The 23,448-nt window shown below is 41.0% G+C and carries 30 protein-coding genes; all 30 read left to right on the top strand.

All coding sequences use genetic code 11. The features are described 5' to 3' along the window. Positions 1 to 2: 2 nt before the first annotated feature. The gene (locus E4100_RS00315; RefSeq protein WP_135269771.1) at positions 3 to 563 is read left to right on the top strand and encodes a DUF2815 family protein; all 561 of its coding nucleotides are present in this window, start codon (positions 3 to 5) and stop codon (positions 561 to 563) included. After that, positions 560 to 3,421 (top strand): DNA polymerase, encoded by a 2,862-nt coding sequence (locus tag E4100_RS00320; protein WP_135269772.1) that lies wholly within the window; start codon positions 560 to 562, stop codon positions 3,419 to 3,421. Before E4100_RS00315 ends, E4100_RS00320 begins: the two co-directional genes overlap by 4 nt. 87 nt (positions 3,422 to 3,508) lie before the next feature. Further along, positions 3,509 to 4,177: a Rha family transcriptional regulator gene (locus E4100_RS00325; RefSeq protein WP_097033503.1), complete on the top strand. Its 669-nt coding sequence runs from the start codon at positions 3,509 to 3,511 to the stop codon at positions 4,175 to 4,177. A gap of 15 nt (positions 4,178 to 4,192) precedes the next feature. Next, positions 4,193 to 4,411 (top strand): hypothetical protein, encoded by a 219-nt coding sequence (locus E4100_RS00330; protein WP_097033504.1) that lies wholly within the window; start codon positions 4,193 to 4,195, stop codon positions 4,409 to 4,411. Then, a complete protein-coding gene (locus E4100_RS00335) occupies positions 4,398 to 4,832 on the top strand; it encodes a DUF7768 domain-containing protein (RefSeq protein ID WP_135269773.1) in 435 nt (144 codons plus the stop codon). The genes E4100_RS00330 and E4100_RS00335 overlap by 14 nt, the downstream gene beginning before the upstream one ends. Continuing rightward, complete coding sequence (locus E4100_RS00340; protein ID WP_135269774.1) at positions 4,829 to 7,174, top strand: virulence-associated E family protein; 2,346 nt, start codon at positions 4,829 to 4,831, stop codon at positions 7,172 to 7,174. The genes E4100_RS00335 and E4100_RS00340 overlap by 4 nt, the downstream gene beginning before the upstream one ends. Before the next feature lie 257 nt (positions 7,175 to 7,431). Continuing rightward, a complete protein-coding gene (locus tag E4100_RS00345) occupies positions 7,432 to 7,713 on the top strand; it encodes a VRR-NUC domain-containing protein (protein WP_009052903.1) in 282 nt (93 codons plus the stop codon). Next, a complete protein-coding gene (locus tag E4100_RS00350) occupies positions 7,694 to 9,043 on the top strand; it encodes a DEAD/DEAH box helicase (protein WP_135269775.1) in 1,350 nt (449 codons plus the stop codon). Before E4100_RS00345 ends, E4100_RS00350 begins: the two co-directional genes overlap by 20 nt. Before the next feature lie 4 nt (positions 9,044 to 9,047). Next, positions 9,048 to 9,506, top strand: coding sequence for an ArpU family phage packaging/lysis transcriptional regulator (locus E4100_RS00355; RefSeq protein ID WP_009052901.1), 459 nt, complete (start codon positions 9,048 to 9,050; stop codon positions 9,504 to 9,506). Positions 9,507 to 9,625: 119 nt separating this feature from the next. Continuing rightward, complete coding sequence (locus E4100_RS00360; RefSeq protein ID WP_009052900.1) at positions 9,626 to 9,985, top strand: HNH endonuclease; 360 nt, start codon at positions 9,626 to 9,628, stop codon at positions 9,983 to 9,985. Between the two features lie 111 nt (positions 9,986 to 10,096). Further along, positions 10,097 to 10,648: a P27 family phage terminase small subunit gene (locus E4100_RS00365; protein WP_135269776.1), complete on the top strand. Its 552-nt coding sequence runs from the start codon at positions 10,097 to 10,099 to the stop codon at positions 10,646 to 10,648. Between the two features lie 21 nt (positions 10,649 to 10,669). Further along, entirely contained in the window at positions 10,670 to 11,851 is a 1,182-nt protein-coding gene (gene metK / locus E4100_RS00370) for a methionine adenosyltransferase (protein WP_135269777.1), read from the top strand. After that, positions 11,826 to 13,058 carry a site-specific DNA-methyltransferase gene (locus E4100_RS00375; RefSeq protein ID WP_135269778.1) on the top strand — a complete coding sequence of 411 codons (1,233 nt, stop codon included), beginning with the start codon at positions 11,826 to 11,828 and terminating at the stop codon, positions 13,056 to 13,058. The genes metK and E4100_RS00375 overlap by 26 nt, the downstream gene beginning before the upstream one ends. An 82-nt stretch (positions 13,059 to 13,140) precedes the next feature. Beyond that, a complete protein-coding gene (locus E4100_RS00380) occupies positions 13,141 to 13,824 on the top strand; it encodes a virulence protein (RefSeq protein WP_135269779.1) in 684 nt (227 codons plus the stop codon). After that, entirely contained in the window at positions 13,808 to 14,050 is a 243-nt protein-coding gene (locus E4100_RS00385) for a DUF4314 domain-containing protein (RefSeq protein WP_135269780.1), read from the top strand. The genes E4100_RS00380 and E4100_RS00385 overlap by 17 nt, the downstream gene beginning before the upstream one ends. A gap of 2 nt (positions 14,051 to 14,052) precedes the next feature. Next, entirely contained in the window at positions 14,053 to 14,364 is a 312-nt protein-coding gene (locus E4100_RS00390; protein ID WP_135269781.1) for a hypothetical protein, read from the top strand. A gap of 112 nt (positions 14,365 to 14,476) precedes the next feature. Continuing rightward, a complete protein-coding gene (locus E4100_RS00395) occupies positions 14,477 to 14,833 on the top strand; it encodes a DUF7698 family protein (protein WP_135269782.1) in 357 nt (118 codons plus the stop codon). Between the two features lie 53 nt (positions 14,834 to 14,886). Further along, the gene (locus E4100_RS09570; RefSeq protein WP_425596606.1) at positions 14,887 to 15,072 is read left to right on the top strand and encodes a DUF7678 domain-containing protein; all 186 of its coding nucleotides are present in this window, start codon (positions 14,887 to 14,889) and stop codon (positions 15,070 to 15,072) included. 171 nt (positions 15,073 to 15,243) lie between these two features. Continuing rightward, positions 15,244 to 16,779 (top strand): terminase large subunit, encoded by a 1,536-nt coding sequence (locus E4100_RS00405; protein WP_245196329.1) that lies wholly within the window; start codon positions 15,244 to 15,246, stop codon positions 16,777 to 16,779. A gap of 64 nt (positions 16,780 to 16,843) precedes the next feature. Continuing rightward, the gene (locus E4100_RS00410; RefSeq protein ID WP_135269784.1) at positions 16,844 to 17,248 is read left to right on the top strand and encodes a hypothetical protein; all 405 of its coding nucleotides are present in this window, start codon (positions 16,844 to 16,846) and stop codon (positions 17,246 to 17,248) included. A gap of 77 nt (positions 17,249 to 17,325) precedes the next feature. Beyond that, the gene (locus tag E4100_RS00415; RefSeq protein WP_135269785.1) at positions 17,326 to 18,582 is read left to right on the top strand and encodes a phage portal protein; all 1,257 of its coding nucleotides are present in this window, start codon (positions 17,326 to 17,328) and stop codon (positions 18,580 to 18,582) included. Continuing rightward, positions 18,579 to 19,259, top strand: coding sequence for a head maturation protease, ClpP-related (locus E4100_RS00420; protein WP_135269786.1), 681 nt, complete (start codon positions 18,579 to 18,581; stop codon positions 19,257 to 19,259). The genes E4100_RS00415 and E4100_RS00420 overlap by 4 nt, the downstream gene beginning before the upstream one ends. 11 nt (positions 19,260 to 19,270) lie before the next feature. Further along, a complete protein-coding gene (locus tag E4100_RS00425; RefSeq protein WP_135269787.1) occupies positions 19,271 to 20,470 on the top strand; it encodes a phage major capsid protein in 1,200 nt (399 codons plus the stop codon). Positions 20,471 to 20,482: 12 nt separating this feature from the next. After that, complete coding sequence (locus E4100_RS00430; RefSeq protein ID WP_135269788.1) at positions 20,483 to 20,695, top strand: Head fiber protein; 213 nt, start codon at positions 20,483 to 20,485, stop codon at positions 20,693 to 20,695. A gap of 18 nt (positions 20,696 to 20,713) precedes the next feature. Continuing rightward, complete coding sequence (locus E4100_RS00435; RefSeq protein WP_135269789.1) at positions 20,714 to 21,022, top strand: head-tail connector protein; 309 nt, start codon at positions 20,714 to 20,716, stop codon at positions 21,020 to 21,022. A gap of 2 nt (positions 21,023 to 21,024) precedes the next feature. Further along, the gene (locus tag E4100_RS00440) at positions 21,025 to 21,357 is read left to right on the top strand and encodes a head-tail adaptor protein (RefSeq protein WP_135269790.1); all 333 of its coding nucleotides are present in this window, start codon (positions 21,025 to 21,027) and stop codon (positions 21,355 to 21,357) included. Then, a complete protein-coding gene (locus E4100_RS00445) occupies positions 21,350 to 21,781 on the top strand; it encodes an HK97-gp10 family putative phage morphogenesis protein (protein ID WP_135269791.1) in 432 nt (143 codons plus the stop codon). Before E4100_RS00440 ends, E4100_RS00445 begins: the two co-directional genes overlap by 8 nt. Further along, positions 21,778 to 22,128 carry a hypothetical protein gene (locus E4100_RS00450; RefSeq protein ID WP_135269792.1) on the top strand — a complete coding sequence of 117 codons (351 nt, stop codon included), beginning with the start codon at positions 21,778 to 21,780 and terminating at the stop codon, positions 22,126 to 22,128. The genes E4100_RS00445 and E4100_RS00450 overlap by 4 nt, the downstream gene beginning before the upstream one ends. Before the next feature lie 3 nt (positions 22,129 to 22,131). Then, positions 22,132 to 22,998 carry a major tail protein gene (locus E4100_RS00455; RefSeq protein ID WP_425596603.1) on the top strand — a complete coding sequence of 289 codons (867 nt, stop codon included), beginning with the start codon at positions 22,132 to 22,134 and terminating at the stop codon, positions 22,996 to 22,998. 14 nt (positions 22,999 to 23,012) lie between these two features. Continuing rightward, the gene (locus tag E4100_RS00460; protein WP_135269793.1) at positions 23,013 to 23,396 is read left to right on the top strand and encodes a hypothetical protein; all 384 of its coding nucleotides are present in this window, start codon (positions 23,013 to 23,015) and stop codon (positions 23,394 to 23,396) included. The last annotated feature ends 52 nt before the right edge of the window (positions 23,397 to 23,448 follow it).

Below are 23,448 nucleotides of genomic sequence, written 5' to 3' on the forward strand. Positions count from 1 at the left end.
TTATGTCAAAAACAGCAAAAATAACAAATCCAACAAAAGTAGTTACAGGAGTTGTAAGGCTTTCTTATGCCAATGTCTGGGAACCTAAATCCATCAATGGCGGTGCTGAAAAATACAGCGTAAGTCTGATTATTCCTAAGAGTGATACTAAAACCTTGAGCGCTATCAATGAAGCGGTGGATGCTGCAATAGAAGAAGGTAAAGGCAAATTCGGTGGTAAGATCCCAAATAAAGCGGCACTAAAGCTCCCTCTGCGTGATGGCGACATTGATCGTCCGGATGATGAGGCTTATGCAAATAGCTATTTTATTAATGCAAATAGCAATACTGCTCCACAAATTGTAGATAGAAACATCAATCCAATCATTGATCGCTCTGAAGTATATTCTGGTGTCTATGCAAGAGTGAGTATCAATTTCTACGCTTTTAACTCCAACGGAAACAAAGGTATAGCCTGTGGACTTGGAAATATCCAAAAAATTCGTGATGGTGAACCTTTAGGTGGCAAAACTAATGCAGCTGATGATTTTGCTACTGATGTGGATGATGACTTTTTATCATGAGAACCATCAGCATAGATATAGAAACATATAGTAGCGTAGACCTCGCCAAAAGCGGGGTCTATCGTTACGCTGAAGCACCGGATTTTGAGATTTTACTTTTTGGTTATAGTGTGGATGCTGGACCGGTTCAAGTAGTTGACTTAGCGTCTGGCGAGGCTATCTCTCAAGAAATTCAAAGTGCAATTCTAGATAGTAAGGTCATAAAATGGGCATTTAATGCACAGTTTGAACGAGTCTGCTTATCTAAATACTTTGGTGTGTGGATTGAACCCGATTCTTGGCGTTGCACTATGATATGGTCTGCATACCTTGGACTTCCTCTATCTCTGGAAGGGGCGGCAATCGTAACAGGAGCAGATAAGAAAAAGTTGACAGAAGGTAAGGAGCTCATCCGATATTTCTCTGTTCCATGCAAACCAACAGTAACTAATGGCGGTCGTACACGAAATCTACCTAAACATGCTCCAGAGAAATGGAATAGTTTCAAAGCATATAATCTTAGAGATGTTGAAGTTGAGCTTTCTATACAGGAAAAGCTACAAAAATTTCCTATGCCTGAAGAGGAATGGAATAATTATATTCTAGATCAGCAAATCAATGATCGAGGTATTCAGTTGGATTTGGAATTGGTAAAAAAAGCGATTCAATGCGATGAAAAAGTAAGAGGAGAGTTAACAAGCAAACTAAAAGAATTAACTGATCTTGATAATCCTAATTCAGTTGTTCAAATGAAGTCCTGGCTATTGGAAAAGGGTTTAGAAACAGGCAGCCTTGATAAGGCATCAGTTAAGGCGCTATTAAAGGAAGCCCCAGAACATCTGAGTGAAGTATTAGAACTGAGGCAATTATTAGCTAAATCCAGTGTAAAGAAATACACAGCTATGGAAAATGCAGTATGTGCTGATGGAAGAGCACGTGGTCTATTGCAGTTTTATGGTGCCAATCGAACCGGTAGATTTGCAGGGAGGCTTATACAAGTTCAAAACCTTCCGCAGAACCATTTGCCGGATCTGGAGCAGGCGAGGAGGTTAGTTAGAGGCGGATATTTTGAGGCTTTGGAATTACTGTACGATTCTGTTCCAGAGGTTTTGTCCGAGTTAATCCGTACTGCCTTTGTTCCAAAGAGAGGATATAAATTTATTGTTGCAGATTTTAGTGCAATTGAAGCAAGAGTGATTGCCTGGCTCGCAGGCGAGACATGGAGAAACGAAGTGTTTGCAAATGGCGGAGACATTTATTGTGCTTCAGCATCGCAAATGTTTAATGTTCCTGTTGAGAAGAATGGCGTTAACGGACATTTAAGGCAGAAAGGTAAGCAGGCAGAACTGGCTTGTATAGCACATAATAGTCTTGTGTTAACGGATAAAGGACTTGTTCCAATTCAAGATATTACAACAAAACATAAATTGTGGGATGGTGAAGATTGGGTAAAACATGATGGTGTCATTTCAAAAGGTGAAAAGGAGGTTATAACTTATGGAGGACTTACAGCTACAAAAGACCATCTTGTATGGGTCAAAGGGAAATCGAGGCCAATACAATTTGGAGAAGCTGCCACCTGCAAAGCACATCTCATACAAACCGGAAATGGTAGGAGAGCAATACGGCTGGGTGAAAATAATAAGTGCACAGAAAAGATGGAATGCAAAGATGAATCATTGCTATGTCCTAACACAATGCACAGGTTGTCACAGTATACAGTGGCAAAATTTAAACAGCTTAAAATCTGGAAAATCAAAAGGCTGCCAGAGATGCTCTCAACAAAGGAAGATACCTTTGTGGCTACAGAAAAGACTTGCTGCCGCAAAGCAGCGTTGCGAGAATCCAAAGGCAAGGAATTACCATTTATATGGGGGAAGGGGTATAAAATTCAATTTTCCCTCAGTTCTCAGTGCGGGGATATGGATATTGAAAAATGTAGAAAATGTACGCCAAGATTTAGAGATGGACAGGATAGACAACGACGGAAATTACGAAAAGGGCAATATTCGTTTTGTTCCAAGAAGTATAAATCAAGCCAACAGAAGAATATCAGTAATCCCAGATTTCAAACAAGAAAATTGGCCCTATGCAAGAAGTGTTGTTACAAGGATGATATCCAATGGCATGACAAGAGAAGAAATTATAGCATCAGCAGAAATGGCAGTTATAGAACAGAGAAAGAACTGGAGATTAATCCAAGCAAGGTTAGAGTTTATGACATATTAAATGCAGGTAAGAATCATAGATTTACTGTTTCAAATGTGTTAGTTCATAACTGTGGCTATGGAGGGTCAGTAGGTGCATTAAAAGCAATGGGTGCACTTGACATGGGTCTTACCGAAGAAGAATTAAAACCGCTAGTCTATGCTTGGAGGAATGCAAATCCTAATATTGTTAGACTTTGGTGGGATGTTGATCGTGCTGTCAAAGAAGCTGTAACAGAAAGGTGTAGAACCGAAACCCACCGTATCCGTTTTGAGTATCGTAGCGGGATGCTTTTAATATGGCTTCCTTCTGGCAGACAACTTACTTATGTCAAGCCAAGAATAGGTATTAACAGCTTTGGCAGTGAAGCAGTGACTTATGAGGGTGTTGGCGGCACAAAGAAATGGGAGCGTATTGAAAGTTATGGCCCTAAGTTTGTAGAGAATATCGTCCAGGCTATTTCGAGAGATATTCTTTGCTATGCCATGAGAAGATTGAATGAAAATGGTTTTGATATTGTAATGCATGTCCATGATGAGGTAGTTTTGGAGGTTCCAATAGAAACATCCGTTCCAGATATTTGTGCTCTTATGGGACAAACACCGCCTTGGGCTCAGGGACTTTTGCTTCGTGCAGATGGGTTTGAATGTAATTTTTATAAAAAAGATTAAGTTGAGGGGGTTCGATGCCTTCTCTTTTTTTGCTTATAGCTGAGGGCATGTTTTATTGCTCTACAACTATAAGCAGGAGGTTCTCTTATGAAAGAATTGATACCCAAGGACAAATATGGAATTTTCGCTGACAGAAAGGATACTGCAAGAGTAGATAGCCTATATGTGGCAGAGCGTTTTGAAAAAGAACATAAAAATGTCCTTCGTGACATTGCCAAAATCACTGACCCCAAATCTGGATTGAGTAAAGAATTTGCTCGGCTCAATTTTGAGCCAATCTCATATACAGATGGTTGGAACAGAAAGCAAAAGGCCTATGCCATGACCCGTGATGGGTTCACTATGTTGGTCATGGGATATACAGGGCAGAAAGCAATGAAGTTCAAAGAATTATACATCAAACGCTTTAATGAAATGGAGCAGTTCATTAAAACTCTTGTTTCGGCTCGTAAGGAGTTCCCTTTACTGACAGAAAACATCAAGCTACTGCATGACAATCCTAAACCTTATCACTTCAGTAACGAGTGTGATATGCTAAACCGCATTGTAATTGGAATGTCAGCAAAGCAGTTCAGACTGGTAAACGGAATAGAAAAAGGGAAAAGCATTAGACCATATCTGAGCGATGAGCAAATAAGTATGCTTGAAACCCTACAAAAAGTTGATGTAGGTTTGCTTGTAGCTGTACCTGATTATGAGCAGCGTAAGCGTTACCTTGAATGGTACGTTACAAAATTAAAGAACAAGGAAATATAAAAGGGGGAAAAATCAATGTTTTATGTTAAAGAAAAAATTAGCGATGCTATGGAAATAGTGGTTGAAATAAATGATGAAAATGTATTTTGCATTTGCCCAAGTTGTGAATGTGAAGTAAATGTTGACCTTTCAGAAGTATTTGCAGATGGTGAGGGAGATTTATATAGCACATCTATTTATTGCAGTGAATGTAGCAAAAAGGTAAGAGAGGAAGAATGCTATGACCATAAGTAAATTTAATTCCGAGGGCTATTATGATCCTACTCCTTATGCTGCAATTACTAATGTTATTAAAGCGGAGAAGGCAGAAAGAAATTCTGCCTTTAAACCTCTTGTATATATTTGTTCTCCTTATTCAGGGGATATTGATATAAATGTAAAAAAGGCACGAACTTTCTGTAGGTTTGCACTGGAGAGAAATTGTATTCCTCTTGCTCCTCACTTGCTATTTCCTCAGTTTATGGATGATGACATTCCACAGGAGCGGGAACTAGCTATGTTTATGAATATGGTTTTACTCGCTAAATGTAATGAACTATGGGTATTTGGTGACACCATTTCAAAGGGGATGGCACAGGAAATTGAAAAAGCAAAGAAACGTAAACAGTTGATCAGATATTTTAACGAGAAGTTACAGGAGGTTGACAGTTTATGAAAATTGCAATCGGTAACAGCCGAATGGATAAAAAGTGGAAGAACAAAGATATCACATGGGAGGACTTTATCTCACGAGTTAAATCTACCATACGAACAACAGAAACTGTATCTGAGTTCCGAAAAATGAGTCGCGCTCAACAGGACTCAATAAAAGATGTAGGAGGATTTGTGGGAGGAGCCCTTCGTGAAGGAAAACGCAGAAATGGTTATGTCCTCTCCCGTTCCCTTCTGACTTTAGATATGGATTATGCCAAACCAGAGGTTTGGGATCAAATTGAAGCGTTACATGATTTCAAATGCTGCATCTATTCTACCCATAAACATACACCAGATGCACCGAGGCTAAGACTGATTATACCACTTAAAAGAGAAGTGACGGAGGATGAATACCCGGCCCTTGGTCGGATGGTTGCAAAGGAGATTGGGATTGATTTATTCGATGACACCACTTATGAACCTTCAAGATTAATGTATTGGCCATCCACACCGTCGGATGGAGAATATGTATTTAAAGAGAAAGACGGTGAACTATTGGACCCAGATGTCTATCTTTCAAAATATGTGGACTGGCGGGATACTTCCATGTGGCCTGTATCTTCTAGACAGTCAGAGGTTGTGCAAAGGAAAATAACTAAACAAGCAGATCCCTTAAGCAAAGAAGGTGTTATAGGAGCATTTTGCAGGGCCTATACCATTGAAGAAGCCATCGAAGCTTTTCTACTGGATGTATATGAACCTAGTACCATGAATGGACGATTTGATTATATTCCAGCAGATTCTTCAGCAGGCTTGGTAATCTATGATGGTAAATTTGCTTATAGCCATCATGCTACCGATCCAGCATGTGGAATGTTGCTAAACGCATTTGATTTGGTCCGAGTGCATAAGTTTCGGGAACTAGATGAAAAGGTGACAGAAAATACACCGCCAAGTAAACTACCTTCATTTAGAGCCATGACAGATTTGGCATTAGAGGATGAACGGGTAAAAGAGCAGTTTGCTGAAGAACGAAAGGCTCAGGTTGAAAAAGAGTTTATTGATGAAGATTGGGAAAAGCAGCTGGAGATTGATAAGACAGGAACGGTTAAGAATACTCTTAGAAATTTGATTTTGATACTTGAAAATGATCCCAACCTAAAAAGCATAGTGTTTAATCAGCTATCTGATAGTCTCGAAATTAAAGGTGATGTTCCTTGGCCGCATCCATCGAAGTTCTGGAGAGATGCAGATGATGCACAGCTAATCAGCTACATTGACACCCACTATGGGACCTTCTCTGCAAGAAACTATGATGTAGCGGTAGCGAAGGTCGCTGACGACAGGTCTTATCATCCGATTCGTGAGTTTATTGATGCACTCCCTGAATGGGATAAGGTACCTAGAGTAGATACCTTGCTAATCGATTATCTAGGTGCATCAGATAACCCATATGTTCGGGCTGTGACAAGAAAAACTTTATGTGCGGCTATCTCTCGTGTACTGACTCCAGGCATCAAGTTTGATTCCATGTTGGTCTTAAATGGCCCGCAGGGAGTTGGAAAAAGTACTCTTATAGCCAAGTTAGGTGGAGACTGGTTTTCTGATAGTTTGAGCTTGTCAGATACCAAGGATAAGACCGCCGCAGAAAAGTTACAAGGTTACTGGATTTTAGAAATTGGAGAGCTGGCTGGACTAAAAAAAGCAGAAGTAGAAACACTTAGAAGCTTCTTATCTCGCCAGAATGATATTTATCGAGCTAGCTTTGGCAAGAGAGCTACTCCTCACTTAAGACAATGTGTCTTTTTTGGCACCACTAATGCTGAAAAAGGCTATTTACGGGATACCACAGGAAACCGTCGTTTTTGGCCGGTAAAGACCCCGGGAAATGGCACAAAAAAATCTTGGCAGCTAAAGCAGGATGAAATTCTGCAGATATGGGCCGAGGCTCTTACCTATGTAAAGGCTGGAGAGAAATTGTACCTTGATGCTAGCCTTGAAAAGCTTGCAAAAGAAGAACAGCGAGAAGCTATGGAGTCCGATGAGCGAGAAGGTTTGGTTAGAGAGTACCTTGATATGCTTTTACCTGAGGATTGGGACACCATGGATCTATATGAACGCCGAGCCTATATCAATGGAACTGAGTTTGGTGAAAGCAAGAGGGTTGGTGTTTGGAAACGAAAATCGGTTTCTAATATGGAAATTTGGTGTGAGTGCTTTGGAAAGGATCGAGCCAACCTGCGAAGGGTGGATGGTAATGAAATATCGGCGATTATGGCAAGTATCGGAGGCTGGACAGGTCTCGTGAAAAAAGAACGAATCCCGCTTTATGGACCACAATGGGTTTATGTTCCCAAAGAGTAATTTAGTTTGGAACACATGGAACAATTTTTTCTCTGGAACAAATTTTACCTGTTCCGGTGAAACAAAAATGGTCATTTGGTACACCTCATCGGAACAGGCGGCAGCCCCTTGTAAAGTAGGCTACTTTATAACCCCTGTTCCATTGTTCCAATAATTATTATTAAAAATAATCCTAAAGACAAAAAGAAGAAATTACCTGCAGACGCGTATATACGCGCGTATAGAGACTTTTTGGATTTAGGGAACATGGAGGATATATGAGAGAAAAAAAGATTGAACAGCAACTGGTAAAAGAAGTGAAAGATATAGGTGGTATTGCACTTAAAATTGCATCACCAGGTTTTGATGGAATGCCAGACAGATTGATTCTTTTACCTAATAGAAAGCTAGCTTTTGTAGAGGTTAAAGCACCTGGTAAAACCTTAAGACCCCTACAAGAAAAGCGAAAAAGACAGTTAGAGGCACTTGGTTTTTTGGTATTCTGCCTGGACCATATAGATCAGATTGGAGGGATACTTCATGAAATACAAGCCTCATGAGTATCAGGTTTATGCCACTGAGTATATCCTCAATCATCCTATAGCAGCAGTGCTCTTAGATATGGGTTTAGGTAAAAGTGTCATAACTTTAACTGCCATCTTTGATTTAACACTGGACAGTTTTCTTGTTCGTAAGGTTCTGGTTATTGCACCGCTAAGAGTTGCCAGAGATACATGGCCTGCAGAGATTGAAAAGTGGGATCACTTAAAGGGTCTTAAATATACTTTAGCAGTTGGCTCTGAAGTAAAGAGAAAAACTGCCTTTATGGAAAGAGCACAAGTTTACATTATCAATCGAGAAAATGTAGAATGGCTCATTACAAGAAGTGGAATTCCTTTTGACTTTGATATGGTGGTAATTGATGAGTTGTCTTCTTTTAAATCTCATCAAGCTAAGAGATTTAAAAGCTTAATGAGAGTTAGACCCAAGGTAAAAAGGATAGTAGGACTTACTGGAACCCCATCCTCCAACGGATTAATGGATTTGTGGGCACAGTATCGCTTATTAGATATGGGACAACGATTAGGTAGGTTTATTGGTAGGTATCGGGAGGATTACTTTGTACCAGATAAGCGTAATCAGCAAGTGATCTTCTCCTACAAACCAAAACCAGGAGCAGAAGAAGAAATTTATAAGCTTATATCTGATATAACTATTAGCATGAAAGGGACAGATTACCTGAAGTTGCCGGACTTAGTTATAAACGAAGTGCCTGTAAAGCTTTCTGAAAAAGAAATGAAAACCCTCGATACGATGAAGCGGGATTTAATTACAAATGTTAAAGGTGAAGAAGTAACTGCAGCAAATGCAGCAGCTCTTTCAGGAAAGCTCCTGCAGATGGCAAATGGAGCAGTTTATGATGATCATGGCACAGTCCTTTATATACATGACCGTAAGCTGGATGCACTGGAAGACTTAATCGAAGCTGCTAATGGCAAGCCAGTTCTAATTGCTTATTGGTTTAAGCATGATTTGTCACGAATACAAAAGCGTTTTGAGGTTGAGGTGTTATCCACTAGCGATTCTATTAAGAGGTGGAATGATGGAGAAATCTCTATTGCAGCTATCCATCCAGCATCAGCAGGACATGGACTGAACTTGCAAGCTGGAGGTTCAACTCTTGTATGGTTTGGTCTAACTTGGAGCCTAGAGCTTTATCAGCAAACCAAAGCCCGTCTTTGGCGGCAAGGACAAAAAGAAACGGTAGTGATTCATCACTTGATTTCCAAAGGCACCATTGATGAACGTGTAATGAAAGCCCTAAATGATAAAAACAATACTCAATCCGCACTGATAGATGCGGTTAAAGCCACACTAAAGGAGGTCTGATAAAATGAACATTGTCTGGCAATATTTAGATAAAAGAGCAGCGGCAATTAACGCCCTAAAAGATTACAGCAGTATGAAGTACATCATAGAACATACCGATGAGGACATTGCAACCCTCAACGAAGAAATGAGTTCCCCAGCTTCCCCAGTTATCAATGGCATGCCATCGACCCATGATCCAAAAGCTGGAGAGAAAAGGCTCATTGCCTGCATCAATGAAATTGATGTATTGAAAGAACGTTATCGTCAAGCACTGGAATACATGGACTGGTTTCAACCGGCATGGGATGCTTTAACAGAAGATGAGCAGTATGTGTTAAAGGAGTTTTATTTGGATGATGAACAAAAGCAGATTGATGCAGTGTATAACATTTGTGATCACTTTAATATTGAACGTTCTTCTGCATACAACAAAAAGAATCGAGCGCTTCAGCATCTTGCGCTACTACTCTATGGAAAGTAATGAGTAATATCATGGACGATTTTATTAGAAATCCATAATACAATGGTATTGTGAAAAATTGTAGAGAGCCTTCGTGGAAATACCGCGGGGGCTTTTTGCATGTCCAAAGGAGGTACGAAATGCCAAAGAAACCAAAACGACCATGTTCTTCTCCTGGTTGTCCGGAACTGACAGATGGACGTTTTTGTCCGGAGCATGCCAAAAAGGAAGCTTCTCGTTATGAAAAATATCAGAGAGATCCTGAAACGAGGAAGCGTTACGGTCGTGCATGGAAAAGAATACGTGACCGTTACATTACAGCCCATCCACTATGTGAAGAGTGTAAAAGACAAGGAAAGCTGACACCAGCAACTGAAGTGCACCATATCCTTCCCTTGGCACGAGGTGGGACACACGATGAAAGCAACCTAATGGCTCTTTGTACTCCTTGTCACTCAGCTATCACAGCAAGAGATGGAGACCGTTGGGGAACCCGGTAGGGGAGTCATATCTCCACAGCTATTTAAATGTGCAACGGGCGTGGGGTGTCGTATAAAAAAACGCAGATTCAAACGGGGGTATAGCCCCTCTTTGTAAAGGAGGTGTGATCGTTGGCAAAAGACGGTACGAACAGAGGTGGTGCTCGTGTTGGAGCAGGGGCAAAAAAGAAACCCCTGGCTGACAAAATAGTCGAAGGAAATCTTGGTGGCAGGAAACTGACGGTGATGGAGTTTTCAAATACTGCAGATCTTGAAGGACAAGAAATGCCTGAACCAAATAAAATGCTTGAGGCCATTCAGAAAGATGGAAAGGCTCTGGTGGCTGGTGAAATCTACAAATCCACATGGCAGTGGCTGGATAAGCGTGGCTGCGCTGCTCTGGTTTCTCCACAGCTCCTTGAACGGTATGCCATGAGTGTTGCTCGTTGGATTCAGTGTGAAGAAGCCATTACTGAATATGGCTTTCTTGCAAAGCACCCCACCACTGGAAATGCAATTCAAAGTCCTTATGTATCCATGGGCCAAAACTACATGAACCAGACCAATCGTTTGTGGTTTGAGATATTCCAGATCGTAAAAGAAAACTGTACTGGCGATTACAAAGGATCAAATCCTCAAGATGATGTGATGGAGAGACTTCTTTCTGCTCGTAGGGGCAAATAAAAAACAGAGGGGGATAATAATATGAGTAAAAACTACAGAACCGCAGAAAGTGTATGCAAAGGACATCCTGATAAGCTTTCAGATTTAATCGCTGACAGTATTTTGGATGCTTGCCTTCGCAGAGACAAATCTTCACGTGTAGCCTGTGAGGTCATGGCTACTAAAGGTAAAATAATCGTGGCGGGCGAGATCACCTGCAGCGAAAAAATTAACATCCGCCTTATAGTCAAAAATGTACTTCGTGAGGTGGGCTATAATCCTTGGAAATTTACAGTATTGGTGTATGTACATCATCAAAGTGTAGATATTGCTGCTGGTGTTGATACAGCACTTGAAGCAAGAGATGGAATTACTGACCCATATAGTTCCATCGGCGCTGGTGATCAAGGCACTGTATATGGTTTTGCTACCAATGAAACTCGTGAACTTCTTCCATTACCTTTACTTCTATCACATAGAATAGTTAAGCGCATTGATGAGTGTAGAAAAGGGAAAATAATCACTGGCATCCTGCCAGATGGTAAAGCACAAGTCACAGTTGAGTATGATGGAGATAAACCCATCCGAGTTAAAACTGTAGTAGTTTCTGTGCAGCACCTTAAAGATAAAACCCAAAAGCAGCTAGAATCAGATATCTTAAACAATGTTCTCTGGAAGTGTTTTGAGGACTTTCCTTTTGATGACGAAACAGAAATTCTGATCAATCCTTCTGGTAGGTTTGTTTTAGGAGGACCAGCTGCAGATACTGGACTAACCGGTAGAAAAATCATGGTAGATACTTATGGTGGTCTGGCTTCCCATGGTGGGGGAGCTCTCAGCGGAAAAGACCCAACAAAGGTTGACCGAAGCGGTGCCTACATGGCAAGGTATATTGCTAAGAATATTGTTTGGAGCGGGCTTGCTGATAAATGCGAGGTCGCTATTTCTTATGCCATTGGTAAAGCAAATCCAGTTTCAGTAAACGTAACATCTTTTGGTACGGGAAAAATCAGTGACGAAGATTTAACTGAACTAGTTAAAGAGATCTTTAACTTGCGACCAGCGGCTATCATTGAAAAGCTGCACCTTAGAAATGCAATCTACTCCGATACAGCAACATACGGTCACTTCAACTCTTCACTATTTCCTTGGGAGAACGTAGACTTCAATCTAAATTTAAGAAAGGTGGCGGAAAGATATGAAGATAGAAAAACTGAAAACTAGGCTCTTACTACCCGCTGACTATAACCCTCGTAAGGATTTAAAACCAGGGGATGCAGAATACGATAAACTCAAACGCTCCATTGAGCAGTTTGGTTATGTTGAACCTGTTATCTGGAATAAGACTACTGGCAGAGTTGTAGGAGGCCACCAGAGATTGAAAATACTCCTAGATTTAGGAATGACCGAAGTTGAGTGTGTGGTTATCGAGATGGATGAAGATAAAGAAAAGGCTCTCAACATTGCGCTTAATAAAATAAGTGGCGATTGGGATAAGGATAAGTTAACACTTCTTATTGCTGATCTGCAAGGTGCTGACTTTGATGTCTCCCTTACTGGTTTTGATCCTTCTGAACTGGATGACTTGTTTAAAGATTCCCTAAAGGAAAGCATTCACGATGATGAGTTTGATGTAGATGCAGAACTGGAAAAACCAGCTATGACAAAATTTGGAGATGTCTGGAAGCTTGGGCCTCATAGACTTGTCTGCGGAGATTCCACTAAGGCAGAGACATTCACTCTACTTATGGATGGAAAGCTGGCAAACCTAGTTGTGACAGATCCCCCTTACAATGTAAATTATGAGGGCTCCGCCGGTAAAATCAAAAACGACAACATGGGTGATACTGCTTTCTACGAATTTCTCCTTGCAGCCTTTACCAATACAGAAGCCGTGATGACACAGGATTCCTCTATCTATGTTTTCCACGCAGATACGGAAGGATTGAACTTTAGAAAGGCTTTCTCTGAAGCTGGTTTCTATCTTTCCAGTACCTGTATCTGGAAAAAGCAATCGCTGGTGCTTGGCCGGTCCCCTTACCAATGGCAGCATGAACCTGTGCTCTTTGGGTGGAAGAAGAAAGGCAAGCACAACTGGTATGCAGATAGAAAGCAAACGACCATCTGGGAATTTGAAAAGCCTAAGAAGAATGGCTCCCATCCGACGATGAAGCCCGTGGCTCTTGTGGCCCATCCTATTCTTAATTCAAGTCTCAGTAACTGCATCGTCCTGGATCCCTTTGGCGGATCAGGTAGTACACTCATTGCTTGTGATCAGACCCAGCGGATTTGTCACACCATTGAACTGGATGAAAAGTTTTGTGATGTAATTGTTGAACGCTACATTTCTGGAACAGAGACCTCAGATAACGTTTATCTCCTGCGTGACGGTAAAGAATATCGCTACAGTGACCTCCCTGAAAATAAATAACACAACTATTGAAAGATAGACTTGCTATTTACATCACTTAGAGTGATATATGTAGTAAGCAAAAAACAAGGAGGTCAATATCATGAAAATCAATTACAACGTAACCGGTACCGAACGAAAAAAGCTGGTGAAGCTCATCAGCGAAATCACAGAGGTTCCCTCAAAGTACCTGGGTGTTCCATCCTGCGCTTACCAGGTCGGACCTTACCACATTGAAAAAGACGGAGAGCTAACCTTTGACACCGAAGTGGTTCAGGCCGATATCAAGACGCTGATGAAAAAACTTCAAGATGCAGGGTTTAAAGCTGAGGTGGATGAACCAACTCCTAATGAAGCGGAACCTGAGGAAACGGGACTCATCATCCAGATACCAAAAGACTCCCTTTCCGATGAAGATTTGGAAAAGCTAGCAAAGTTGTTAGAAGCAAAAGGAAACCTCATTAAGAAAGCACTGAATGTGGATGCACTTCCCATTGAAGCCGATAAGGAACGCATTAGCTTCCCCTGGTTTTCAAAGTTGCCAAATCCTGAGGAGATAAAAGCTTATTCCCAATTCATCACAAAGCTTTGTGAGATGGCGAAAACTCAAAAGAGAATTACCATAAAAGATAAGGAAGTCGATAATGAAAAGTACGCATTCCGCTGTTTCCTTCTCCGTCTCGGATTTATTGGAGAAGAATTCAAAAACCACAGAAAGATTCTCCTTCAAAACCTATCAGGCAGCAGTGCTTTTAAAGGAGGCGCTCCTAATGAAACTGATAAGTAAAGAAAGACTGGCCCACCTACGCAAACAGTACCCATCTGGTGCCAGAGTCCAGCTTATTTGGATGGATGATATACAGGCGCCACCTGCGGGGACAAAAGGCACTGTGTGGGGCGTTGATGACATAGGCTCCATCATGGTTCAGTGGGACAACGGGAGCAGCTTGAATGTAGTTTACGGTGTGGATGCCTGTATAGTAATCGATGAAGAAACTAGGGGGGAGGCATAGCAATGAAGGCCCTATTTGGTCGAAAGCTCAATAACATAAAGGAACTACGGGAAACAACCGAAGAAGCAAAGAAAGATGGTGTCATTGGTTCTGATTACACTGTGATTCGAGAAGTGGAACTCAGTGATTCAGAGTTTAAAAAGTTCGCCAGTAATTTTCTAGAAGATCAGCCCTGGATCAAGAACTCAGATGGCGGGTCCAATGAAAAAGGTGAGCTTCGATGCATTAGGGTCATTAACAAAGACACCGGTGAAAAGATATTGTCTAATACGGAAGGTTATGAATTCTCGCGTTACACCGCGATTGCAGATTAAACTGGGATGCTGAAAACCTGCTCTATTACTACAGAAATGACTTGCTATTATTCTCGTTTAGAGTGATATATGTAGTACCAAAACAAAACCACACTAAATGGAGGATGAGAACATGAAAGAAATCAAGGCATTTGAAGAAGCCAAAGCAACCGGCGCAAATTTTAAGGAGTCTGGAATCAACAGCACCATGTACTGGGCCTATGAAAGAAGCAAGGAAGCGGGAAACGACACCATCGACTTTTCCGAGGTCATTTGGGATTACGACATTGAACCAATTGTTAAAGCCTGCAAAGCCTACGGAATCGACCACATCACCATCTCAAGCACCTTCTCAGGGCTGATCACAATCTTAGCCGAATTTGAGAAGCATGGCTGCAGGATGGATGGACTTACAAAGGTTAAGACAAGCCACACCGACTGGCAGACTGGCGAAAAGCAAATTCTACCGGCGATTGTGATTAGGATTTAAGGAGGGTTTAGACCATGTGGAGAGAAGGTAAAATCGAAGTCTAAAAGAAAACCATTCACTACTGGATCAAAAGCTTTGACTTAGGCTCCCCTTACGGCATTGATGAGGGTAAGATTTCAAAACTGATGCTAAAGCGAGATGGCCAGATCATAGCAAACTTTGATAGAGGCTGGGACATTGAACCCATCGACGCCAATGCACAAGCTGCACTTGAAATATTGATGAAGGAATACAATTAACAAAAAGATAAAACGGATATAGGAACAGGGCTGTATGGCTCTTTTCCTCGTTACAGAAGACCTTATGGTCTATTTTTTATGTCTTTTTAAAGGAGGTGTCCGCATATCCGAAAACTAAAGAAGTATAAACCAACCTCTTACATGGCGAAAGATTCCCATTACAGCAAGGAGATGGCGGACTATGCAGTAGATTTTATTGAATGCCTCTCCCATACCAAAGGAACCTGGGCAGGAAAGCCCTTTGAACTGATAGATTGGCAAGAGCAAATCATCCGGGATTTATTTGGAACCATAAAACCAAATGGATACCGACAGTTTAATACAGCTTACGTAGAAATACCAAAGAAGATGGGGAAAAGTGAGCTGGCGGCAGCTGTTGCTCTGCTCTTAACCTGTGGAGATGGCGAAGAACGTGCTGAGGTTTATGGCTGTGCTGCAGATCGGAACCAGGCATCGATAGTATTTAATGTTGCGGCAGATATGGTTCGTATGTGTCCTGCTTTAGCAAAACGTGTGAAAATACTTGACTCTACAAAGCGACTAATCTATCAGCCAACAGGAAGTATTTATCAAGTTCTGTCAGCTGATGTAAGCAACAAGCATGGTTTTAACACCCATGGAGTAGTTTTTGATGAACTTCATACACAACCAAACAGAAAACTTTATGATGTTATGACTAAAGGTAGCGGTGATGCAAGAACGCAACCACTATATTTTTTAATAACTACTGCAGGAGATAATCAGAATAGTATTTGTTGGGAGGTACATCAAAAGGCACTGGATATTATAAACGGTAGAAAATCTGACCCAACTTTCTATCCGGTTATTTACGGTGCTGCTTTAGAGGATGACTGGACAGATCCAAAAGTGTGGAAGAAAGCAAATCCATCTTTGGGGATCACCGTCAGCATGGATAAGGTTAAAGCAGCATTTGAATCAGCAAGGCAAAACCCAGCTGAAGAGAATAGTTTCCGACAGCTTCGTCTCAATCAATGGGTAAAGCAGGCTGTGCGCTGGATGCCAATGGATAAATGGGATGCTTGTGCTTTTACCGTTGACACAGAAGCTCTAAAAGGTCGCGTCTGCTATGGTGGGCTTGACCTCTCCTCATCAACGGATATTACGGCTTTCGTGCTAGTCTTTCCGCCATTAGATGAGGATGATAAATACATGGTTTTGCCATTCTTTTGGATACCGGAGGACAACATCGATTTGCGTGTACGCCGTGACCATGTAAATTACGATGTATGGAAAAAGCAAGGGTTTCTTAAAACCACGGAGGGCAACGTGGTCCATTATGGATTTATAGAGAGTTTTATAGAGGACCTTGGTACAAAATATAACATTCGAGAAATCGCCTTTGACCGTTGGGGTGCTGTGCAAATGACGCAGAATCTTGAAAACCTCGGTTTTACGGTTGTTCCATTTGGTCAAGGTTTTAAAGATATGTCTCCACCGACCAAAGAACTGATGAAACTGACCTTGGAACAGAAAATAGCTCACGGAGGTCATCCGGTGCTCCGATGGATGATGGATAACATCTTTATACGTACTGATCCTGCAGGTAACATTAAACCAGATAAAGAAAAATCAACTGAAAGAATCGATGGAGCTGTTGCTACAATCATGGCTCTTGACCGAGCTATTCGCTGTGGTGGAGAAACCGGTAATTCTGTTTATGATGACAGAGGTCTGTTGATTTTCTAAATTGTTAGTTTCTTGAGTTATATCATGATATAATAGACTCAAATTTTGTGGAGAGGTTGATATCATGAAGAACTTACCAACAGATAGAGACATATTGAAGAAAATATACAATAAATATTACGATACTTTTGAGGACTTTGAAAGAGAATCAAAGACTAGGAGCTCAAAGATTTACGTACCAATAGATATTGAAGAAATAGCTAATGAACTTAATGTAAATAGTGAGCTTATGTTTGGAAGGTTATATTATCATTTGAATAAAAAATATGGTTATACACAGCCAAACGGTTCAAAAGTTTATCTTCTTGCACCTAAGGTCGGGAATGACAAAAATGCAGTGAATTTTCCGCTCCTAAGTGCAATATTAGCTGAAATGGAGGAAACGCATAAAAAAAACAGACTATCAATTATCTTCTCGATAGCATCTTTGTTTATATCATTATTAGCTTTGCTTAATACTGTATTTTGATAATAACACTATTAAATTCATCTGAGCATCTCAAGGGAGGTGCTTTTTTCATGCCCATTTTAAGGAGAGTGATGCAAATGGGGTTATTTACAAATATTTTTAAAGCACGTGACAAACCACAAAATCGAACAGCAGGAAGCAACTATAGTTTCCTTTTTGGTGGGACAACAAGCGGTAAACCTGTTAATGAGCATACAGCAATGCAAATGACAGCTGTCTATTCATGTGTGAGGATATTAGCGGAGGCTGTGGCAGGGCTTCCGCTTCACCTATATAAATACACCGATAGTGGGGGAAAAGAGAAAGCGCTATCTCATCCACTGTATTTTTTATTACATGATGAGCCTAACCCAGAGATGAGTTCTTTTGTCTTCCGCGAGACTATGATGACCCATCTTTTATTATGGGGGAATGCCTATGCACAAATTATTCGAAATGGTAAAGGTGAAGTCATAGCATTGTATCCTCTAATGCCAAACCGAATGTCTGTGGATAGAGATTTAAGCGGCGATCTCTATTACTCTTACACCAGATATTCTGATGATGCACCAACGATGAAAGGTATGACGGTCACACTTAGACCAAGTGATGTATTTCATATACCTGGCTTAGGCTTTGATGGTTTAGTGGGGTATTCTCCGATTGCAATGGCTAAAAATGCTATAGGTATGGCAATTGCTTGTGAGGAATATGGAGCTAAATTCTTTGCTAACGGAGCTGCTCCAGGAGGGGTGCTTGAACATCCAGGTACCATTAAAGACCCTCAAAAAGTACGGGATAGTTGGAATGCAGCCTATCAGGGAAGTAGTAATTCTCATCGTGTAGCGGTGCTTGAAGAAGGAATGAAGTATCAGCCTATTGGTATCTCTCCAGAACAAGCTCAGTTCTTAGAAACAAGAAAATTTCAGATTAATGAAATCGCTCGAATTTTCCGTGTACCTCCACATATGGTTGGAGACTTAGAAAAATCGAGTTTTTCTAATATTGAGCAACAGTCACTAGAGTTTGTGAAATACACTTTAGATCCTTGGGTAATTCGTTGGGAGCAGACCATTAGCCGAGCACTTTTAAGGTCAGATGAAAAGAAACTCTATTTTGCTAAATTCAATGTAGATGGATTGCTTCGAGGTGATTACGTTTCTCGGATGAATGGCTACGCAATTGCAAGACAGAATGGCTGGATGAGTGCTAATGATATTAGGGAACTTGAGAACCTTGATCGAATTTCACCAGAAATTGGAGGAGATTTATATCTCATTAATGGGAATATGACCAAACTTGAAGATGCAGGTATTTTTGCAAACAAAGAGGGATTGGAGGGGAAAAATGAATGAAGAAATTTTGGAATTGGGTTCGTGACACAGATTCACAAACACGAACCCTTTATTTAAATGGTGCAATTGCTGAGGAGAGTTGGTTTGAGGATGATGTTACTCCAGCTGCTTTTAAAGAAGAACTAATGAGTGGCGAGGGTGATATAGTAGTTTGGATTAATTCACCTGGTGGTGATTGTATTGCAGCATCACAGATTTACAACATGCTGATGGATTATAAGGGGAATGTCACTGTAAAGATTGACGGTATTGCCGCGTCAGCCGCCTCGGTCATTGCCATGGCAGGTACAGAAGTTTTAATGTCTCCAACATCACTGATGATGATCCATAATCCTTTTACGATAGCTATTGGCGATAGTGAGGAGATGCAAAAAGCAATACATATGCTTGATGAAGTGAAAGAGAGCATCATCAATGCATATCAACTTAAAACCGGCTTATCTAGAACAAGGTTGGCTCACTTGATGGATGCAGAAACTTGGCTCAATGCTAATAAGGCAGTTGAGCTTGGTTTTGCAGATGACATAATGTTCAAACCTGTGGATAGTGCATTACAAGACAGCTTTGTATTTAGCAGGAGTGCAGTGACTAATTCACTTATGAACAAACTTCAAAAACCAGTTGTAAAACAGTCAGTAGAGGCGCTTTATGAGCGTCTTAATTTATTAAAATATTAGGAGGAATAATAATGAACCAAATTATTGAATTGCGTGAAAAACGTGCAAAAGCATGGGAAACAGCAAAAGCATTTCTTGATTCTAAGCGTGGAAGTGATGGGTTAGTATCTGAAGAAGATGCTGCAACTTATGACAGAATGGAAGAAGACATTATTAATCTCGGTAAAGAAATTACAAGATTGGAACGCCAAGAGGCTCTTGAAGCAGAGCTTAATAAGCCTGTAAACACACCTCTTACCGAAAAGCCAGCTATTTCGGGGATGAATATAAAGACCGGAAGGGCCAGTGATGAGTACAAAAAGGCATTCTGGAGCGTAATGCGTAACAAAAATCCTCGTCATGATGTGCTAAATGCTTTGTCTATAGGTACTGATTCCGAGGGAGGATATCTTGTTCCTGATGAATTTGAGCGTACATTGGTTCAAACCCTTGAGGAAGAGAATGTATTCCGTAAAATTGCAAAGATAATTAAAACCTCAAGCGGTGATCGTAAAATCCCAGTTGTGGTAACCAAAGGCACAGCTGCTTGGCTTGACGAAGGTGAGGAGTTTGATGAGAGTGATTCTGTATTTGGACAGACATCTATTGGTGCTTATAAGCTGGGTACAATGATTAAAGTTTCTGATGAACTTCTCAATGATAGTATATTTGATTTAGAGAATTATATCTCCACAGAATTTGCTCGTAGAATAGGTGCTAAGGAAGAAGAAGCATTTTTAGTTGGAGATGGAGATGGGAAACCTACTGGTATTTTCAATGTAACAGGTGGAGCGCAGCTTGGAGTGACAGCAGGCTCAGCGACCGCTATTACTGCAGATGAAGTTATTGATCTTGTTTACTCATTAAAAGCGCCATATAGAAAAAACGCAGTATTCTTGATGAATGATGCAACAGTAAAGGCGATTCGTAAGCTGAAGGATGGTCAAGGTCAATATCTGTGGCAGCCTTCTTTAGCAGCTGGTGCTCCAGATACTTTGTTAAATCATCCGGTTTATACTTCAGCTTATGCTCCTACTATTCTAGCTGGAGCTAAAACCATTGCCTTCGGTGATTTTGGATATTATTGGATTGCTGATAGACAAGGGCGTTCTTTCAAACGTTTAAATGAACTTTTTGCAACCACAGGGCAAGTGGGTTTCCTTGCGAGCCAACGTGTAGATGGAAAGCTTATTCTACCTGAGGCCATCAAAGTGCTTCAGCAGAAAGTGTAATGGAGGTGGACTATGAGTTATAACACAAAGAATTATACCGAACAGGGTGGTGAAAAAACCGTCATTGGTGGAACACTTGAAATCAAGGATGGGGCGATCATTACTGGGCTCCCTATTCTTGATAACCAAGCTGCAAGTACAGCAGCCACAGTTGAAGATTTGGTGACAGATTTTAATGCACTTCTCACCAAACTTAAGGCCGCAGGACTAATGATCCCAGATTAATGAAAGGGAGGGGGCAGTATGACATTACTTGAAAAAGTCAAAGCAAATCTTATTCTCGATCACTCGGCGGATGATGAACTCATTGAGATGTACACTACTGCCGCCATAAAGTATGCTGAGAGCTATCAACATCTGCCGGAGGATTTCTATACCAATAACCAGATGCCGCCTACTACCGAACAAGCCGTTATCATGCTCACATCTCACTTCTATGAATCAAGGGATGGCAGTACAGGCGGTTTCTTCTCAGATAATGTGCAGGCGGGGCAGCAGGTATGGAATACTGTAAATCTGCTGCTTCGGCTTGACCGAGATTGGAAGGTGTGATTATGAGCTTTGGAAAAATGAATACTTTCATCGACATCATTGAGAGAGTAAGCGTAAAGGACAATGAAGGATTTTCAATAAGAACTGATAACATCGTAGCTTCAGTTAGGGCATATCGAGAAGGTAGGCATGGCAGCGAGAGATGGGCAAATAGAGCCACATTTTCTGAAGCCACCGACCTTTTCCGTTTTCGATGCCTTCCCGGTATTACAGTGACAACTGAAATGGTCATTGTATGTGATGATGGACGTTTTGAAATCATCTCAGTTGAAGATGTAAAAGGTCGCGGGATGTATGTTGAAGTGCTTGCAAAGGAGGTGAAAGCTAGTGGCTAAAGCTGTTATTAAAATGCCGGAGGACTTTCTTTTGAAAATATCTAGGCTCGGTGAAAAGACAGATGAAATATTACTGCGGATACTTAAAGCCGGTGGTGAAATTGTGGAGGCAAAAGTAAAAAGTAATCTGCAAGGGGTTATTGGTAGCGGAACAAAAGAAGAGAGTCGTTCTACCGGTGAACTAATTTCTGCACTCGGTGTTTCCACTGCTAAACAGGATAGAGATGGAAATTTCAATGTTAAAGTAGGTTTTTCTGAGCCTCGTGTTGATGGAAAAAGCAATGCCATGATTGCATCTGTTCTTGAGTATGGCAAGAGCGGTCAACCGCCTAAACCATTCTTAAAACCTGCTAAATCATCTACTCAAAAAGCCTGTATTGAAGCAATGAAACAGAAGTTAAAGAAAGAGATGGAGAACATATGAACCTTTTGGAAGAACTTAATACAATTCTTAAACCTCTTCTCCCTATTGAGACAGGTGTGTTTTCAGGTGTTCCTCCTGACTTATATGTTGTGATAACTCCGCTTGTTGATACCTTTGAACTTCACGTTGATAATGAGCCGGGATATGAGATACAGGAAGCAAGGCTATCCTTATTTGCAAAAGGAAATTATACAGCGATAAAAACCAAACTTGTCCGAACTCTACTAGGTGCGGATTTTACTATAACTGACCGCCGGTATATAGGGCATGAAGATGATACCGGTTATTACCATTATGCTATTGATGTGGCAAAACACTATGAATTTCAAGTAGAAACGGAGGAATAGATTATGGCTACAATCGGTTTAGATAAACTCTATTATGCAAAAATAACCGAAAACGAAAACGGTGATGAAACTTATGGCACGCCAATTTCATTAGCTAAAGCGATCAGTGCTGAACTTTCGGTCGAGCTTGCAGAGGCAACGCTTTATGCCGATGACGGAGCGGCTGAAATTATTAAAGAATTCCAAAGTGGCACATTGACTTTGGGGATTGATGATATTGGTGTGACAGCCGCCGGTGATTTAACTGGCGCAACGATTGACGACAACAATGTTTTAATCTCTACTGGTGAGGATGGGGGAGATCCTGTCGCTGTTGGGTTTAGAGCAAAGAAAGCAAACGGAAAATACAGATATTTCTGGCTATACCGTGTGAAATTTGGTATTCCCGCTACCAATCTCACTACCAAAGGAGATAGTATTACTTTTTCAACACCTACTATTGAAGGAACAGTGCTAAGGCGCAATAAGCTGGATGGTCAGGGCAGACATCCATGGAAGGCTGAAGTTAATGAGGGGGATGAGGGTGTTACAACGGCGATTATTACCGGCTGGTATACTCAGGTGTATGAACCTACATTTTCGGCGGTTAATATCAGTATTACTACCCAACCTCAGGATGCATCTACAACAGTGGGGACAGGAGTAGTATTATCAGTAACAGCCACAGCCTCAAGCGGAACACTTTCTTATCAATGGTATTCCAATTCAATCAATAGCAATGTAGGTGGTACACCGATTTCCGGAGCGAATTTGGCTAGCTACACAACACCAACTACTAATCCCGCAGGTACGTATTATTACTACTGTGTGGTTTCCGTCGGACCTAACTCTGTAACCTCTAATGTAGCGGCTGTCACAGTAAGTGAATAAGGAGGATATGGAATATGGATAATGAGAGAAGCACAATGATTAATATTGGTGGGCAGGATTATGAACTTATTCTAACCACCAAGGCAACAAAAGAAATAGCCGGTAGATACGGTGGCCTTGAAAATCTGGGAGAAAAGCTGATGAAATCTGAGAATTTTGAGATGGCACTTGATGAAATCGTCTGGCTGATAACACTTATGGCAAACCAGAGTTTACTAATATACAATCTAAAACACCCAGAGGATCAGAAGACTTTGCTTAGCCAAGAAGCGGTTGAGCTACTCACCTCCCCACTGGAACTAGCTTCATACAAAGAAGCCTTGACAGAGGCAATGTTTAAGGGTACAAAACGAAATATTGTATCGGAAGAAGACTCAAAAAACTTGCAGGCCGAGTAAAAGACGAAGAAATCTTTACTCGGCTTATTTATTATGGAACAGTGCATCTCAA

It is taken from the genome of Soehngenia longivitae (genome assembly GCF_004684055.1).
Taxonomy (GTDB): domain Bacteria; phylum Bacillota; class Clostridia; order Tissierellales; family Tissierellaceae; genus Soehngenia; species Soehngenia longivitae.

What these genes read in the sequence shown, in the direction of transcription:
- E4100_RS00430 (WP_135269788.1), top strand. Translation starts at nt 20,483, where the DNA reads ATGAGTTATAACACAAAGAATTATACCGAACAGGGTGGTGAAAAAACC.
- E4100_RS00360 (WP_009052900.1), top strand. Translation starts at nt 9,626, where the DNA reads ATGCCAAAGAAACCAAAACGACCATGTTCTTCTCCTGGTTGTCCGGAA.
- E4100_RS00455 (WP_425596603.1), top strand. Translation starts at nt 22,132, where the DNA reads ATGGCTACAATCGGTTTAGATAAACTCTATTATGCAAAAATAACCGAA.
- E4100_RS00460 (WP_135269793.1), top strand. Translation starts at nt 23,013, where the DNA reads ATGGATAATGAGAGAAGCACAATGATTAATATTGGTGGGCAGGATTAT.
- E4100_RS00395 (WP_135269782.1), top strand. Translation starts at nt 14,477, where the DNA reads ATGAAAGAAATCAAGGCATTTGAAGAAGCCAAAGCAACCGGCGCAAAT.
- E4100_RS00315 (WP_135269771.1), top strand. Translation starts at nt 3, where the DNA reads ATGTCAAAAACAGCAAAAATAACAAATCCAACAAAAGTAGTTACAGGA.
- E4100_RS00385 (WP_135269780.1), top strand. Translation starts at nt 13,808, where the DNA reads ATGAAACTGATAAGTAAAGAAAGACTGGCCCACCTACGCAAACAGTAC.
- E4100_RS00350 (WP_135269775.1), top strand. Translation starts at nt 7,694, where the DNA reads ATGAAATACAAGCCTCATGAGTATCAGGTTTATGCCACTGAGTATATC.
- E4100_RS00345 (WP_009052903.1), top strand. Translation starts at nt 7,432, where the DNA reads ATGAGAGAAAAAAAGATTGAACAGCAACTGGTAAAAGAAGTGAAAGAT.
- E4100_RS00450 (WP_135269792.1), top strand. Translation starts at nt 21,778, where the DNA reads ATGAACCTTTTGGAAGAACTTAATACAATTCTTAAACCTCTTCTCCCT.
- E4100_RS00420 (WP_135269786.1), top strand. Translation starts at nt 18,579, where the DNA reads ATGAAGAAATTTTGGAATTGGGTTCGTGACACAGATTCACAAACACGA.
- E4100_RS00325 (WP_097033503.1), top strand. Translation starts at nt 3,509, where the DNA reads ATGAAAGAATTGATACCCAAGGACAAATATGGAATTTTCGCTGACAGA.
- E4100_RS00415 (WP_135269785.1), top strand. Translation starts at nt 17,326, where the DNA reads ATGGGGTTATTTACAAATATTTTTAAAGCACGTGACAAACCACAAAAT.
- E4100_RS00355 (WP_009052901.1), top strand. Translation starts at nt 9,048, where the DNA reads ATGAACATTGTCTGGCAATATTTAGATAAAAGAGCAGCGGCAATTAAC.
- E4100_RS00435 (WP_135269789.1), top strand. Translation starts at nt 20,714, where the DNA reads ATGACATTACTTGAAAAAGTCAAAGCAAATCTTATTCTCGATCACTCG.
- metK (WP_135269777.1), top strand. Translation starts at nt 10,670, where the DNA reads ATGAGTAAAAACTACAGAACCGCAGAAAGTGTATGCAAAGGACATCCT.
- E4100_RS00425 (WP_135269787.1), top strand. Translation starts at nt 19,271, where the DNA reads ATGAACCAAATTATTGAATTGCGTGAAAAACGTGCAAAAGCATGGGAA.
- E4100_RS00410 (WP_135269784.1), top strand. Translation starts at nt 16,844, where the DNA reads ATGAAGAACTTACCAACAGATAGAGACATATTGAAGAAAATATACAAT.
- E4100_RS00375 (WP_135269778.1), top strand. Translation starts at nt 11,826, where the DNA reads ATGAAGATAGAAAAACTGAAAACTAGGCTCTTACTACCCGCTGACTAT.
- E4100_RS00390 (WP_135269781.1), top strand. Translation starts at nt 14,053, where the DNA reads ATGAAGGCCCTATTTGGTCGAAAGCTCAATAACATAAAGGAACTACGG.
- E4100_RS00330 (WP_097033504.1), top strand. Translation starts at nt 4,193, where the DNA reads ATGTTTTATGTTAAAGAAAAAATTAGCGATGCTATGGAAATAGTGGTT.
- E4100_RS00335 (WP_135269773.1), top strand. Translation starts at nt 4,398, where the DNA reads ATGACCATAAGTAAATTTAATTCCGAGGGCTATTATGATCCTACTCCT.
- E4100_RS00340 (WP_135269774.1), top strand. Translation starts at nt 4,829, where the DNA reads ATGAAAATTGCAATCGGTAACAGCCGAATGGATAAAAAGTGGAAGAAC.
- E4100_RS00405 (WP_245196329.1), top strand. Translation starts at nt 15,244, where the DNA reads ATGGCGGACTATGCAGTAGATTTTATTGAATGCCTCTCCCATACCAAA.
- E4100_RS00380 (WP_135269779.1), top strand. Translation starts at nt 13,141, where the DNA reads ATGAAAATCAATTACAACGTAACCGGTACCGAACGAAAAAAGCTGGTG.
- E4100_RS00320 (WP_135269772.1), top strand. Translation starts at nt 560, where the DNA reads ATGAGAACCATCAGCATAGATATAGAAACATATAGTAGCGTAGACCTC.
- E4100_RS00440 (WP_135269790.1), top strand. Translation starts at nt 21,025, where the DNA reads ATGAGCTTTGGAAAAATGAATACTTTCATCGACATCATTGAGAGAGTA.